Origin of the sequence: Aquisphaera insulae, from assembly GCF_011064615.1 — a bacterium.
GTDB classification, from domain to species: domain Bacteria; phylum Planctomycetota; class Planctomycetia; order Isosphaerales; family Isosphaeraceae; genus Aquisphaera; species Aquisphaera insulae.
Map to the genome: position 1 here is coordinate 23,092 of NZ_JAALJH010000054.1, position 13,896 is coordinate 36,987.

At 70.4% G+C, this 13,896-nt stretch carries 12 protein-coding genes; 3 read left to right on the forward strand and 9 right to left on the reverse strand.

Features of this window, described 5'->3' with window-relative positions:
• Window positions 1-173: 173 nt before the first annotated feature.
• On the reverse strand, window positions 174-1,256 hold the full coding sequence (locus G6O54_RS24200) for a DUF1559 family PulG-like putative transporter (RefSeq protein ID WP_250847046.1): 1,083 nt from the start codon (window positions 1,254-1,256) through the stop codon (window positions 174-176).
• 272 nt (window positions 1,257-1,528) lie between these two features.
• Between G6O54_RS24200 and G6O54_RS24205 the strand changes: the two genes are divergently transcribed.
• Window positions 1,529-2,098: a hypothetical protein gene (locus G6O54_RS24205; protein WP_165228932.1), complete on the forward strand. Its 570-nt coding sequence runs from the start codon at window positions 1,529-1,531 to the stop codon at window positions 2,096-2,098.
• A gap of 143 nt (window positions 2,099-2,241) precedes the next feature.
• On the opposite strand, the gene G6O54_RS24210 is transcribed toward G6O54_RS24205, so the two are convergent.
• From G6O54_RS24210 to G6O54_RS24240, 7 genes are all read right to left on the reverse strand, one after another.
• Complete coding sequence (locus G6O54_RS24210; RefSeq protein WP_165228934.1) at window positions 2,242-4,380, reverse strand: redoxin domain-containing protein; 2,139 nt, start codon at window positions 4,378-4,380, stop codon at window positions 2,242-2,244.
• Window positions 4,381-4,387: 7 nt separating this feature from the next.
• Window positions 4,388-5,344 carry a hypothetical protein gene (locus tag G6O54_RS24215; RefSeq protein WP_165228936.1) on the reverse strand — a complete coding sequence of 319 codons (957 nt, stop codon included), beginning with the start codon at window positions 5,342-5,344 and terminating at the stop codon, window positions 4,388-4,390.
• Complete coding sequence (locus G6O54_RS24220; protein ID WP_165228938.1) at window positions 5,341-5,865, reverse strand: RNA polymerase sigma factor; 525 nt, start codon at window positions 5,863-5,865, stop codon at window positions 5,341-5,343. Before G6O54_RS24220 ends, G6O54_RS24215 begins: the two co-directional genes overlap by 4 nt.
• 112 nt (window positions 5,866-5,977) lie before the next feature.
• Window positions 5,978-6,436, reverse strand: coding sequence for a hypothetical protein (locus tag G6O54_RS24225; RefSeq protein ID WP_165228940.1), 459 nt, complete (start codon window positions 6,434-6,436; stop codon window positions 5,978-5,980).
• Window positions 6,437-6,603: 167 nt separating this feature from the next.
• Window positions 6,604-7,578 carry an MBL fold metallo-hydrolase gene (locus tag G6O54_RS24230; protein WP_165228942.1) on the reverse strand — a complete coding sequence of 325 codons (975 nt, stop codon included), beginning with the start codon at window positions 7,576-7,578 and terminating at the stop codon, window positions 6,604-6,606.
• Between the two features lie 83 nt (window positions 7,579-7,661).
• Window positions 7,662-8,672, reverse strand: coding sequence for an NADPH-dependent aldehyde reductase Ahr (gene ahr, locus G6O54_RS24235; protein ID WP_165228944.1), 1,011 nt, complete (start codon window positions 8,670-8,672; stop codon window positions 7,662-7,664).
• A gap of 83 nt (window positions 8,673-8,755) precedes the next feature.
• The gene (locus G6O54_RS24240) at window positions 8,756-10,357 is read right to left on the reverse strand and encodes a cellulase family glycosylhydrolase (protein ID WP_250847047.1); all 1,602 of its coding nucleotides are present in this window, start codon (window positions 10,355-10,357) and stop codon (window positions 8,756-8,758) included.
• Between the two features lie 136 nt (window positions 10,358-10,493).
• Between G6O54_RS24240 and G6O54_RS24245 the strand changes: the two genes are divergently transcribed.
• A complete protein-coding gene (locus G6O54_RS24245; RefSeq protein ID WP_165228946.1) occupies window positions 10,494-11,123 on the forward strand; it encodes an ECF-type sigma factor in 630 nt (209 codons plus the stop codon).
• Window positions 11,120-12,853 carry a serine/threonine-protein kinase gene (locus tag G6O54_RS24250; RefSeq protein WP_165228948.1) on the forward strand — a complete coding sequence of 578 codons (1,734 nt, stop codon included), beginning with the start codon at window positions 11,120-11,122 and terminating at the stop codon, window positions 12,851-12,853. Before G6O54_RS24245 ends, G6O54_RS24250 begins: the two co-directional genes overlap by 4 nt.
• On the opposite strand, the gene G6O54_RS24255 is transcribed toward G6O54_RS24250, so the two are convergent.
• On the reverse strand, window positions 12,843-13,781 hold the full coding sequence (locus G6O54_RS24255; RefSeq protein WP_165229016.1) for a spherulation-specific family 4 protein: 939 nt from the start codon (window positions 13,779-13,781) through the stop codon (window positions 12,843-12,845). The two genes, G6O54_RS24250 and G6O54_RS24255, sit on opposite strands and share 11 nt — an antisense overlap.
• Between the last annotated feature and the right edge of the window lie 115 nt (window positions 13,782-13,896).

Below are 13,896 nucleotides of genomic sequence, written 5' to 3' on the forward strand. Positions count from 1 at the left end.
CCACCAGGGGAAGGGATCGGACGTCGCCTCCCCACCTGTGGGTCACGATGAGCCCGCGGTGAGGGAGGAGGTCGGAGGGGCTTGCCCATCGCCGAGGTTTGTTCGGTCGGCGGAGGTGGCGCCCGACGCCGGGCTCTGTTCGCCCGGCGAAGGACGCCACCTCGCCGCCGGGGTCAGTACGTATCCGCCGAGATCACCTCGGACCCGCTGAGGGTGATCAGCGATCGCTGGGCGAGGATGTTCACCGACTCCTTGAGGAACCGCACCGAGCCGTCGCCCATCAGGACGTTGGCGCCGCCGGGGTGGAAGGCGTAGATCTCGTCGTTGGGGCCGGCGTCGGTGCCCGCGGTCGGGCCCGAGCCGGGGTACTGGTTGGCCTCGTGCTGGGGCATGCCCTTGTTGTTGGGCGAGGTGGAGGAGACGACGCCGCCGGCGGCCTCCGCCCAGCGCCAGAACCGACGCTGGCCCGGCGGCACGTTGCGGACCTTCGGCTTGTTCGGGAGGTAGGCGTCCTCGCCGAAGCCGCTCAGGAACCGCGCGTCCCGGCCCGCGCTCTCGACCACGCAGATGGTCTGGCTGAGGCCGTCGGTGACCTCGGAGACCGCGGTCTTGCCGTGATGGAAGAAGCCATCCGTCAGCGCATAAGCGTTGCGATAGGGGCCGGTCTTGGTGCTGCCGGCCCCGCCCGTGCGCCCGGCCGGGTCGATGGTCGTGCCGATGACGCCGAAGTAGTCGGACACGCCGTAGCCGATCCCCGCGGCGGACGACGCCGGGTCCGCCGGCTCGGGCGCGTCGTGGCCGTCATCGGGGACTCGCGTCGACGACGGGCAGATGAAGGTCGAGACGACCTGGCTGCACGCCGTGAAGTTGGCCCCGCTGAGATGGTTGTAGTCGAGCGAGAAGTTCATCGCGGCATAGGTCGTCGTCGCCTCGAGGTAGGGGAGGATCCTCGGGAGGAGGCCGACGCCGTCCACGAACTCCACGAACGGCGGGCTGACCGTGTAGTTCACGGCCTTCCCGGCCGGCGGGAAGGCGCCGAGGGCGTTCTCGTAGTTGGCCAGCGCCAGCCCGATCTGCTTGAGGTTGTTCGTGCACCGCATCCGCCGGGCCGCCTCGCGGGCCGATTGCACCGCCGGCAAGAGGAGGGCGATCAGCACCGCGATGATCGCGATCACCACCAGCAGCTCGATGAGCGTGAAGCCGGAAAGCGGGGCCCGGCCCCTGGCGGCGCGCAGCATGATCCTTCGCGCACTCATGGAAACATCTCCTTGATGTCAAGAACGAGTCGGCCCGTCGCCGCCTGGGTTGCTAGCGTCGGGGCCTATCGTCGAGGTCCGGAGTTAGCCTAACGTGGCCCGAGGGAGATGTCCACTACTTATTGGCCGCTTGTTTAACATTCAACAAAGGACAGATCTTTGCCCTCGGCCACGAGATGGGCAAGAATCCTGATGACCCTTCGATGCCGGCGAGGCCTGACCTGGTGAATGCGATGCGATCGAGACCGAGGCAGATTTCGTTGAGGGGAGTGATGATCGGAATCGCGATCATCGCCGTCTTCATGGGCCTCTGCGTCGTCGCTCCCCCCGCGGCCGTCGTCATGAGCCTCTATGGCGGCATGCCTCTCGGCTACATCGTCGACGTCCGGCGGGGAGGGCTCGGCCTGATCGGTTCCACGATCGGCGGTGCGATCGGCTTCGGTGTGGTGGGCCTTGCCGCGGTCACCTCGGTGTTCGTCCATGATACGAGCTTCCCCGTGACCGCACGCGAGATCTTGCTGATCCTGCTCATCGTCTTCCCCCTCTTCATCTCGGGGGGCGCATGCTTCGGCGTGATGACGGCCGCGGCCTTCCGGTTCCTCTCGCACTTTCAAGGCGGGCTGGCCGGAGTCCTGTGCGAGCTGCCCGGAGCGAGGAGGCGAACCGGCTCGGATCGAGACGGCCGGCAGGGGATGGTTCGGGAGACGAATCGGAGCCAAATCCGGGGAAATGGAGCCTCCGTCGGACGTGGCGCGGACCTGCCGGAGATGCCGGACGACGATCCCGTCCTGGCCGCGGCCACGGTCCGTTCGGCCGGCTCGGTGGATGGACCGGGCCTTTGACCGCGCGTCAGTTCGAAGATCGAGGTGATCCCGTGCGATTGATTCCCTTCCGGGTGTCCTCGGCGACCGCCCTGCCTCCCTGACCCTCCCCCGCGGCGGCGGGAGGGGGCCAGGAGGCTCGCCTCGCGCGATTGAGGAACGGATCATTTCTTCATGTCGGCGATCGGGCACCCGATCGCCGGGACGCGGGCCTGGGCGACCGGCTTGCCCGCGAGGACGGCGTCGAGGGCGTCGCGGAGGTCGTGCCGCGAGGGCTCGGTGCGCTGGCGGCCGAGCTTGCCGAATCGATCGTCGATCCGGCCGCAGTAGGCGACCCGGCCGGACTCGCCGATCACGGCGGCCTCGGGGACGACCTCCGCGCCCGTCTGCTTCACGAGGACGTGATCGACGTCGCGGACGATCGGCAGCGTCAGGCCGTACTCCTTCGCGTGGGCCTTCGCCTCGTCCGCGGTCATGTCGGGATCGACGTACACCGCCAGGAAGGCGACGTGCCGGGCCGAGTAGTCATTCGCGATCCGGCCGATCTCGCTCGTGTAGGTGTTGCCCACGGGACAGTCCCTGGTGAGGAAGACCAGGACGTTGGCCTTCGTCCCCTCGGCGGGACGGAGCGGGTTCCAGGCGCGGCCGTCCAGGTCCGCCATCGTCGGGCCCGTCGATGGGACCGGAAGAGGGGTCGCCGAGGTCCCGGGGCCGGGCTCCGCGGCGTCGCCGCGGGCGTCGGCGATGGCCTTCTCCATCTCGGCCCGGTCGAGGATCCCATCGTGATTGGCGTCGAGCCGGAACATCAGGAGCCGGAGCCGCGCGGGGAGCTCGTCCCCTTTCAGCTTGCCGTCCTGATCGGCGTCGAGGGCGTCGAAGAGCGTCATCACCTGGGCCGGGTCGCGACCGCCGAAGACGCCGCCGAGGCCCTTCGCGGCCGCCGGCCCGGCGCGGCGGCCGAGCCGGCTGACGGTGTCGCCGCCGCCGAAGATGGCCGGGCCCCGGTACGACGCGAGGTCGCCCTCGTTCACCGCCACGAACATGAGGCCGACGGAGCCCATCTCGTCGAGCGAGCCCTCGCCCCAGCGGACCTTCACGGGCGGGTTCGACGGGTTCCGCGGGTTCTCCGCCGAGTTGTCGTAGACGAGCGTCGTCCGGACCACGGCCCCCTTCGGCAGGCGGACCGGCTCGACGTAGTTGTATCGCCCCTGCCAGTTGAAATCCCAGTCGTCGATGGCGAAGAGCTTCACTTCCTTGCCGTCGGGGAGCTCGGCCACGGCCTTCATGGTCTTGCAGAGATAATGGGCGTGGCCGCCGATGCCGACCACGTCGACGTCGAACGGGACCTTCCAGGTGCCGTGGATGGTGAAGTCCCTGTCGCCGGGCTCGATCCCCTTCGTCCGGAGTGCCGTGCCGATGCCGAAGAGCATGGGCGCCTGGGTCCCGAGCAGCCTCCGCCTGGGCGGCTCCTTGGCGAAGTAGATGCCGAACGACGTCTGCTCGCGCTCCGGCTTGCCGGAGGGATGCAGATGCATCTGGACGACCAGGTCGGAGCCGGCGGCCAGGGGGAAGGCCAGGCCCAGGGGCAGACGCCGCGCGGTCGCGCCGACAGCCCAGCCGCCGAGGGTGCCGGTCCGGGGGAACCCCATCCGGCCGAAGCCGGGCCCGAGATCGGCCTCGTCGAGCTTCCGGGCGGCACCCGTGCTATCCAGGAAGTAGAGGGCATGATGGACGACCGACCGGGCCGTCGGCCGGATCTCGACGGCCGTGACCCAGCGGTCCTCCTTCTGGTTCAGCGGCAGGACGAACATCCGGTAGATGTCCTTGCCGTCGGCCGGGACCGGATACGCTTCCGGCAGCGTGACCACCAGGTCGGGGGTGCCGAGCGTCCAGCCGCCGGCCGCGAACGCCGGCAACGGCGGCAGCTTTTCCGCCGGGCCCTCGGCCATGCCGGATTCGACCCAACGGTCGATGAGCTCGATCTGCTCGCGGGCGAGCCGCCGCTCGTCCTGGAAGTGGCCCCAGCCCTCCGCGGGGGGCCACGGCGGCATCGTCCGCTCGTCCACGACGCCGCGGATCAGGTGGCCGTGCTTCTTCACGTCCCGGTAATTCAGCAGCGGGAACGGCGCGGCCTCGCCCGGACGATGGCACGAGGCGCAGTGATTGAACACGATCGGCGCGACGTGCTCCGTGAACGTCACGTGCTCCGGCGTGCCCGCCGGGCCGGCGGCCGGGACATCGCGGAGCCCCGGGCCGAGGCAGCCCGCGACGACCCCGAATATCAATCCGATTTGAGCGTGCATCTTCATATCATAAGTCCTCAACGAGAAGCGAGCCGAGGAACCGGAGGAGTGCCCTGCGGCGGGACGGCCGCCGGTCGTGGTCCAGGATCGTGGCGGATCCCGCCAGGTGGGTCGCAAGCCGGTAGGCCGCGTCGGGCTGCGGCTCGTCATCCTCCAGCCGGAAGGTGATGTCGGCGACGGGCCGTCCCTCCCCGACCCGCGAGAGGACGACCTCGCGGACGGTCCGGGTGGCCTCGTCGATCTCCATCGCGATCGACGAGAGCCGGGGATGGGGCCGCGCCGCGGTGACGCGAGGCGTGCCCAGGATCCGCCTCCGGCCGGGGCCTCCGCCCGCGGCCGGGCCGACGCCCCTGATCTCGAAGTCGTCCGCCAGCAAGTGTAGTACGGAATCGAGCCGGAGGTTGAGAAGGTCGAGCGCCTCGTCGAGCGGCTCGGGGATGTCCCCGGGCTCGAAATCGAGGCCGACATCGGGGCCCGGCGCCAGCCAGGAATGCCGTCCCTCGTCGCGGCCGAAGGACCAGGTCCGATCCCCTCGGCGGGCCTCGATCCAGAATCGATCGGACCGCGTGTGCAATCGAAGGTCGTGCGCGGCGAAGGCCGAGAGCAGGGGATGTCGCTCGGCCCCCCCCGGGGCGAAGTCGATCCGGATTCCATACGCGCGGTCCCTGGGCGATGCCTCCAGGGCCCGCATCGCCTCGCGGACGAGAGCCACCGCGTCGGCGTGGAGCGATGGCTGGTGGAACCGCCAGGCGAATCCCACGATCAGGAGGGAGGCCGCGACCGCCGCCGCCCACCGTGCGCCCGGCCGCGGCCGGCGCCGGGGCGGCGATCGCCTCGGCTCCGACGTCCGCCTCGCCGTCACGGCGTCGAGCATGGCGTGCGCGTCCACCGCCCGCTCCCGGGCGAGGAGATGGTCGCGGACGAGATCCTCCACGTCGCGTCGATCGGGCCGATTCGGGTTCATGACGGCGGGCCCTCCAGGTAGGGGCCGAGCATCGCTTCCATGGCCCCGCGGGCCCGATGGACGAGGACGCCGGCGTTGCCCGGGCTCACTCCGAGGATCTCCGCGATCTCCTGGAGCGAATGCCCCAGGCTTTTCAGCTCGAGCGCCGCACGCTGGCGATCCGGCAGCGAGGCGAGCCCCCGGGCGACGGCCTCGGCGAGCTCCGCGTCGAGCAGCTCGCCGGAGGGCTCGCGGGCCGAGCGATCGGCGACGGGCTCGGCCCGGCCGTCCCGGCCGAAGATCGAGAACATCGACCGCCGCCGTGAGTTCCGGTTGAAGCACGCGTTGCTCACGGCGCGGAGGAGGATTTTCAGGCCGTCGGCCTTCAGGTCGTAGACGTCCGCCCGCGCGAGCAGTCGGCAATAGCAGTCCTGGACCACGTCCTCGGCCTCCTGGCGGTTCCGGAGCAGCGACGCCGCGTAGGCCACGGCCCTGGGCGCCGTGGCGAGCACCCAGTCGGAAAGGTCATCCGGGTGGCTCACCGCTTCGCGATCCTCGTCGTGCCTGTCGAGATCGTGCTGCTCGGGAAGTGCCCGCACTGGCCTCATCCGCGCCCGCGGCGCCCGGGTTCGCGGACGGGCCCGACCCCCGATTCTACTTCCTCAGCGACTGAAGATCCGTCGCGATGGCCTTCAGGTCGTCGGCGATCATCGTCACGTCCGCCTTGTCGACCCCGCTGGCGGTGATCACCACCTTGATGTCTGCGGCGGTCTGCTGCGCCAGCGCAGGTGGGATATTCGCGCTGGTGAGGACGGCCTGGATATCCTTCTCGATCACGACGACATCCTTCGGCGTGATCGTGCCGCTCTTGGCGACGCTGATCAGTTCCGTCTTGAGCGCGGCGACCGCCGCGGGATCGGGCCTCGTCGCCACCTTCGCGACGGCCAGGAAGTCGGAGCCGACGGCCTTGACCTCGGCCGGCGTCACGTCGGACGCCGCATGGATGGTCCCCAGGTCGTGCACGAGCTGACCGATGTCCTGCGAGAGTGAGGAGAGCAGGGCACGGCCTTCGAGACGTTCGCAGCGGAGATGCGCGGGTCGAGGTTTCGTCATTGGTTTCCTCATGGAAGCGGTCCGAACGGACCGGCGGCGCAACGGGGCCCGGCGGCCTCGATCGCTGTCCGCCCCGGGCCTCGTTCGCCCCTTACCTGAGGAAACCCATCAGCACGGGTTTCATTACGGAGAATCGTCCCGGAAGTCCGAGAAACGCCTCCACACGCTCACTTTCCGGCCGACGTGCGATGCTTCACCAGCCCGTCGTAGGCGATTCGGGTGAACATGCCGCCGGTGAAGAAACCGTGGGCCCATGTAGGGTCGAGGTCGGCCGTGGGGCGGGCATCGATGGCCTCGCGGAGGGTCTTGCCGGCGTCGTGGAGGCGGGCGAGGCGGTCGTGTACGGTCGCGAGCATCGCCCGGTAGCGGGCGAGATCTTCGCGGGTGGCGACCGGGCCGTGGCCGGGGATGATCCTCGTGGACGGGCCGGTGAGCTTCAGGAGGCGGTCGGCCGCGGCGACCATGCCGCCGATCCAGCCCAGGCTCGATGAGTCGATGTTCGGATAGAAGCCGTTGCTGTAGAGATCGCCGGTGTGGATCACGTCGTGCTTCGTGAAATGGACGACCAGGTCGCCGTCGGTATGGGCCGGCGGTACGGACATGAGCCGGAGCGTTTCCGGGCCGGCGTGGAGCTCGGCCTCGTCGAGGGTTACGACCGGCAGCGCGGCCGGGGGCGAGGCCGGCGACTTCATCTTGAAGACCTCTGTGTATTGATCCTCGGCCAGTCGCCGTCGGGTGGCCGCCGTCGCGAGGATCGTCGCCCCGGCCCGGGCGAACGCCTCGTTCCCTCCGGCGTGATCGAAATGCCAGTGCGTGTCGATCAGCCGCGCGATCGGCTTGCCGCCTGCCCGCTTCACCGCGTCCAAGGTCTCGGCAGCCCGGTGGGGGAGCCCCGCGTCGACGACCGTCAGGCCGTCCGGGCCGTCGAGGACCGCGATGTTGCCGCCGGGCCCCTGGACCAGGTGGATACCGTCGACGAGGGGCTTCACCTCGATGGGAGTCTTCGCCGTGGCGGCGAGCATACCCTGGACCAGCGGGGCGGGGTCCGAGTCATCCGGCGGGCCATCGCCGCGGACACGCCCCGCGATCGCCAAGGCCCCGGCCGTGCCAAGTCCCACCCTCATCCAACCGCGCCTGTTCATCTCGAGAACCCTCCTGAACCGGGACGAAGTACCAACAGCGCCGCCGCGGGCCGACATCGAGACCTCGTGACCTTCCCCCTCGATCAGAAGTCCGCGTCGAGCACGATCCGATAGCGGGCCTTGCCGGCCCTGAGCCTCGCGAAGGCGTCGTTGATCTGGCTCATCGGCAGGTGCTCGGTCGTCGGGGCGACGCCGTGACGCGCGGCGAATTCGAGCATGGTCCCGATCGCGACCGGGGATCCGGTCGGCGAGCCGGAGAGGCCGGTCTGCGGGAAGATGAGCGACATCGCCGGGACGGGGATCGGTTCCGTCACCGCGCCGACGACATGCATGCGGCCCCTGGGGGCGAGCGTGCCCAGCAGCGCGTTCCAGTCCATCGGCACGTTCACGGTGACGAGCAGCAGGTCAAGGCTCCGGGCCAGCTTCTTGATCGCGTCGGAATCGCGGCTGGCGACGACATGATGGGCGCCGAAGCCGCGGGCTTCGTCGAACTTGTTCGGGCTGGAGGTGAACGCGGTCACGTCGCAGCCGTACGCCGCGGCGAACTTCACGGCCATGTGGCCGAGGCCGCCGATTCCGACGATCCCGACGCGATCCGTCGGCTTCGCGTACATCGCCAGCGGGTTGAACACGGTGATCCCGCCGCAGAGCAGGGGGCCGGCCTCGGCGACCGGCAGGCCTTCGGGTATGGGGAGGGTCCATGCCCAGTGCGAGCGGACGCGGGTCGCGAACCCGCCGCGGTGGCCGACGATCGTCGGCACTGCCTCGGCGCAGAGGTGCTGGTCGCCCGAGAGGCACTGGCGGCAGTGCATGCAACTTCCGGCCGTCCAACCGACCCCGACCCGTTGCCCGACCTTCAGCCCCTTCGCCGCGGGCCCCACCGCGACGACCTTGCCGATCGCCTCGTGCCCGAGGATCGCCGGGTATTGCGTCATGCCCCAGTCGTTGAGCCACATGGAGAGATCGGAATGGCAGAGCCCGCAATGCTCCACCTCGATCTCCACCTCCTCCGCCCCGATCGGGCCGAGGTCGACCTGCTGGCGAATCAATGCCTGCCCCGCCCCCGGAACCACCCAAGCATCAACGACAGACATCATGAGACTCCTGGACCTGATGAGTCTTTAGGCCGATCGGGAGGCAATTCTAGATCGCGAGCAAAGCCCCGGGATAGGGGACTTCACGGGTCGATTCGCGGGGCCTGCACCGTCAGGCGGACGGGCCCCGATCTCGTCCCCTCGCAGGCGAGGACCTGGCGGCCCGGGTCGCGGCGGAGGGACATCGTCGGGTCGGAGCAGGCCACGATCGACCCGGCGGGGAAGAGGCCGGACGGGAGGAACAGTTCGGTCGTGCCGAGGACGGGTCGATGCTCCCAGCGGAACTCGAGGCAGGCCGGGGCTCCCGACCTGGGGACGACGAAACGGAAGGATGTGGGGAGGCCCGCGGTCACCCGGGGGTAGGGGCGGGGGGCGAAGTTCGGCCGGAGGGAGCGAGAGGAATCGAGGATGCTGAAGTCCTCGCCGTTCCAGCCGTCCCGGTCGCGAACGTTCCAGCGCGGGGAGTAGTTCCACTGGGCGCCCGACGCGAGGCAGGCGTCCATGCGGTCGTAGATCGCCGCGACGTAGTCGCCCCCGTTGCGGGCGCCGGCGGAGACGCCGAACTCGCCGAGGAAGAGGGGGGCATCCCAGGTGCGGGCGGTCGCGGCCATGGTCGAGAATGCGTGGTTCATGCCCACCGTCATCCCGTGCCATCGGCCCAGCAGGACCGTCAGCGGGCGGTAGTAGTGCGGAGCATAGGCCGCGCCGGGAAAGTCCGGCCGGGGGAGCCGGGTCCCGGCGCCGCAGTTGGTGGTGACGTGGCCCTCAAGGAAGAGGATGGCCCCGGGATGACGGTCGCGGATCACCGCCGCCGCGTCCCGGTAGAGCGTCGCGAGTTCGGTCCGCTCGTCACCCCAGGGCTCGTTGAGGAGGTCGTAGCCGACCACGCCGGGGACGGTGGCGAAGGCATCGGCGACCCGGCCGAGCATCGCGAGATACCGCGTCCGCACGCCGTTCACGTCGGCGAAGAAGTCGTCGAAGGACCGGTGCGTCGTCGGGTCGGTCGCCATCCGCACCGGCCAGTTCCGGCAGCGGTCCGAGTTATCCGGGCTGGAAGGAGTGCCGCGCGGCGAGACGGCCCAGCGCGGGAAGCCATCGCCGGCCCCCCGGGAGGCGAAGCGAGAGAATCCATCCTGGTGGATGTCCACGATCACATGCATCCCGCGAGCCCGCGCCGCCGCGGCGGTCGACCGGAGCTGCCCGAGATAGGCGTCGTCGTAGACGCCCGCGACCGGCTCGTAGGCCTCCCAGATGAAGAGCATCCGGACGACGTTGAAGCCCAGGTCAACCAGCGGATCCAGGTCCGACGGGCTGGAGCAGGGGAGGAACGGCGGCCGCTTGGCGTCGCCCGAGAGGTTCACCCCGCGGAGGATCACCACCCGCCCGGCCGGATCCACGAAGTGCCGGCCGCGGACGGCCAACTCGGGAGCCGCCGCGGCCTGCGCGGTCGGCGACCCTTGCGCCACGGCCCTCCCGGGCGGGATCAGGGCGAGGCCCAGGGACATGTACACCAGGAAAGCGAGCGTGAATTCGATCTTGCCGTGTCGCCGCAATCCGTTATCTTTCGCAGCGCTCCCGGTCGATTCGCCTCCGGGCCGGTCGGCGAACGGCGAGACGATTCCCCCTCGGCGCGCGGGGACTTCCGGTGCCGCGCCCCGGAGGCGCGGCGAGATCGCGTCGGTCACGGTCGGGTCTCCGGCCTGGGGAAGGGGAGGAGGGGGAGGCGGGCGGGCCACGGCGTGGCGCACGTCCTCTGTAATCTCGCTGGGAAATGGCGCGGATCTCGTGCCACTCGATTCTCGAGGACGAGGGTGGACCGAGATGACGACCGACGGCCGCGGATCGGTGACCCGCTGGATCGGTGACCTCAAGGCGGGCGAGGCGGATGCGGCCCGGGCGCTCTGGGACCGCTACTTCGAGAAGCTCGTCCGACTGGCGAGGAAGCGGCTGGCCCGCGGCGTCGACGCCGCGGAGGACGAGGAGGACGCGGCCCTCAGCGCGTTCGACAGCTTCTGCAACGGCCTGGCGCGGGGCCGGTTCCAGCGGCTCGGCGATCGGGAAGACCTCTGGAAGCTCCTGGTCGTGATCACGGCGCGGAAGGTCTCTGCCCAGGCCGATCGGCGGGGGGCCGCCAAGCGGGGCGGCGGCTGGCACAGGCTGGACGGGCCGCACGGCGACGGCGTCGGCGACGGGACGTCGGTCGGTGGCGGCGGCGGCGCGCTCGCGGCGATCCTCGCCCGGGAGCCCACGCCGGAGTTCGCGGCGACCGTCGCCGAGGAGACGAGCCGGCTCCTGGGGCGGCTCGGCGACGAGCAGCTCCGCCAGATCGCGCTCGACCGCATGGAAGGCTACACCACCGACGAGATCGCCGAGCGGCTCGGCTGCGCACGGCGGACGGTCGCCCGGCGGCTGGACCTGATCCGACAGATCTGGACGGAGGAGACGTCATGAACTCCGTTGGGCGATCCCGGATCGGGGCCGGCCCGGGCGAGACGTCGCGGCCGGGCCTCGAGGAGGCGAAGGCGATCGACGCCCATTGCAACGAGTTCGAACGAGCCTGGCGGCAGGGCTGGCCCGTCGCCGTCTCCGAGCTCCTCGATCGCTTCCAGGCCGCGGGCGGAGATCCGGCGCGGCTGGCGCCCGAGCTGCTGGCCCTGGAGGAAGAGCTCCGGCGGGAAGACGACCTGACCGGGCCGGGCGAGCTCCCGGCCTCGCTCGAGGGGCCGTCGGGCCCGAGGCGGCGCGTCGGCGATTATGAGCTGCTGGGGGAGCTCGCCCGCGGCGGGATGGGTGTGGTCTACCGGGCGCGTCACGTGACCCTCGGCCGCGAGGTCGCGCTCAAGATGATCCTCTCCGGAGAGTTCGCCTCCGGGACCGAGCTCCGCCGGTTCCGCGCCGAGGCCGCGGCGGCGGCCCTGCTGGACCACCCCAACATCGTGCCGGTCTACGAGGTGGGCCTCCACAAGGGCCACGCCTACTTCAGCATGAAGCTGATCGGCGGCGGGAACCTCGGCCGTCGGATCGGCCGCTATCTCGACGATCCGGAGGCGGCCGCCCGCCTGATGGCGACGGTCGCCCGGACGATCCACCACGCCCACCGGCGGGGGATGATCCACCGCGACCTCAAGCCCTCCAACATCCTCATCGACGACGACGGCCAGCCGCTCATCGCCGATTTCGGCCTGGTGAAGCGTGCCGGCGACGTGGACGCCAGCAGCCTGACCAGCACCGGCGCCATCCTGGGGACGCCGGCGTACATGGCGCCGGAGCAGGTCACCGGCGGCGAGGCCTCGCCCGCCACCGACGTCTACAGCCTGGGCGCGATCCTCTACCAGGTCCTGACCGGCAGCCCGCCGTTCCGCGGCGGCACCGTGGCGGAGATCCTCGAGCAGGTCCTCGAGCGCGACCCGGTCCCGCCGCGGCTGGCCCGCCCCTCGGTCCCCCGCGCCCTCGAGTTCATCTGCCTGAAGTGCCTGGAGAAGGATCCTCGCCGCCGCTATCGCAGCGCGGCGGACCTGAACGACGATCTCGAGCGATTCCTCCGGGGGGAGACGATCCAGGTCGGGCGGACATCCCCGCTCCGCCGGATCGCCCGCTGGGCGCGGGGAGAGCCGGAATTCGCCTGCCGGCTGGTCGGTCAGGGGTTGGCCCTGGGCCTCACCCAGGTGAACTTCCTCAGGCACCCGGCGCCCGACGTCCCGCTCCACCTGGCGACCACGTCCGTGGAGCTGCTCTGGATCGCGTCCTCGCCGCTGCTCCGCCGCCTGGCGCGCATGGAGGGCCAATGGGAGCTCTCGCGGTTGGCCTGGGTCAGCCTGGACGTGATGATCCTGACGGTCCTGCTCTGGATCCTCCGGGCCGGGGACAGCTCCCTGGTCCTCGGCTACCCGATGCTGATCGCCGTCTCGGGGCTGTGGGACCGATTGCGGCTCGTCTGGCTGACCGCCGGGCTGTCGATCCTCGGCTACTCGGCCCTGATCCTCGACGCCTGGTTGCGGGGCGCCCCCCAGGACCACAACAGCCACCCCAACATCGTCCTCTCCTGCCTGGCCGTCACCGGCCTGGTCGTCGCCCAGCAGGTCCGCCGCACCCGGGCGCTGACCTCGCTGTCGTCGATCGAGGGCGCCGTACCCCCCGCCGCCCGCGAACCGGACGCCTATCCCCCGGAGCCTACCGAGTGACGAGGCCGGGGCCGCGCCGCAGGGCGAGGCCGCCGCAGAGGAGCCCCAGGGCCAATAGCGACACGCTCGTCGGCTCGGGCACGGCCAGGGCCGCGACGGCCGCCACCTCATCGTTCCAGTAGGTCGGGAGCCGGTCCCACGGGTTCAGCGGCGTGTCGTCCGTGAAGTAGACCGACCCGGCATTCAGCCCGTACGCCTTGAGCAGGTCGGCCCGCATGGCGTCCGCGTCGGGCGTCTCGTAGACGAGGTTGGCGATCGAGCTCCGCGCCACGCCGGGCTGCGTCATCCAGTCCAGCCCGTAGGGATAGTTGTTGAAGCCGATCGCGCCGGGCGGCCCGGTGTGGGGCCCCTCGAAGGCCACCATGGTGTCGGCGACCGAGAGGAAATCCGACGGGGCGACCCCGTTGAGGAACGGCGTGCCCGGATTGCCGACGACCTCATAGGCCGGATTCAGGGACTTGATGTATCCGTAGATCTGACTGTAGTACGCCAGGCTGATCGGCGAGTTCACCTGGTCCAGGAAGAAGCCGTTGACGTGGACGTCGCTGGCGAGATACGTCTGGATCGCGGCCTTGATCGTGTCGAAGGGGATCGCCCCGTAGGACGTGTCGATGTAGCCGATCACCTTGCCGCCGTTGTCCTGCACCCCCTTGACGGCCGCCGCGTACGCGTTGACCTGTCCGATCGACCCCGGGCCGCTGGCCGGGTTCATGATCGCCGTCAGCGAGACCGACTTCGCTGCATCGGTCATCTGCGCCCAGCCGTCGCCGACGCCCCCCGCGCCCCCGGTCCCGGGCGCGAAATAGGCCGGGATGAGCAGCTCGACCACCGACCCGGCCTTCGCGGCCACGCCGAACGATGCCGCCAGGGCGATCGTGGCCAGGATCCGGATCACCGGCCGAGATCGCCCGCCTCGCATCCGTCGCATGCTCTTGCTCCCCGTCCCATCCGGCGGGCGGAGCCCTCCGGCTTCCTCGATCCTCCTATGCTGCCAGGCCGACTCACCCGAGAGGCTATCCGGCACAGCCTGAACGTTAAACAAC

What these genes read in the sequence shown, in the direction of transcription:
- G6O54_RS24200 (WP_250847046.1), bottom strand. Translation starts at nt 1,256, where the DNA reads ATGAGTGCGCGAAGGATCATGCTGCGCGCCGCCAGGGGCCGGGCCCCG.
- G6O54_RS24205 (WP_165228932.1), top strand. Translation starts at nt 1,529, where the DNA reads ATGATCGGAATCGCGATCATCGCCGTCTTCATGGGCCTCTGCGTCGTC.
- G6O54_RS24210 (WP_165228934.1), bottom strand. Translation starts at nt 4,380, where the DNA reads ATGCACGCTCAAATCGGATTGATATTCGGGGTCGTCGCGGGCTGCCTC.
- G6O54_RS24215 (WP_165228936.1), bottom strand. Translation starts at nt 5,344, where the DNA reads ATGAACCCGAATCGGCCCGATCGACGCGACGTGGAGGATCTCGTCCGC.
- G6O54_RS24225 (WP_165228940.1), bottom strand. Translation starts at nt 6,436, where the DNA reads ATGACGAAACCTCGACCCGCGCATCTCCGCTGCGAACGTCTCGAAGGC.
- G6O54_RS24230 (WP_165228942.1), bottom strand. Translation starts at nt 7,578, where the DNA reads ATGAACAGGCGCGGTTGGATGAGGGTGGGACTTGGCACGGCCGGGGCC.
- ahr (WP_165228944.1), bottom strand. Translation starts at nt 8,672, where the DNA reads ATGTCTGTCGTTGATGCTTGGGTGGTTCCGGGGGCGGGGCAGGCATTG.
- G6O54_RS24245 (WP_165228946.1), top strand. Translation starts at nt 10,494, where the DNA reads ATGACGACCGACGGCCGCGGATCGGTGACCCGCTGGATCGGTGACCTC.
- G6O54_RS24250 (WP_165228948.1), top strand. Translation starts at nt 11,120, where the DNA reads ATGAACTCCGTTGGGCGATCCCGGATCGGGGCCGGCCCGGGCGAGACG.
- G6O54_RS24255 (WP_165229016.1), bottom strand. Translation starts at nt 13,781, where the DNA reads ATGCGACGGATGCGAGGCGGGCGATCTCGGCCGGTGATCCGGATCCTG.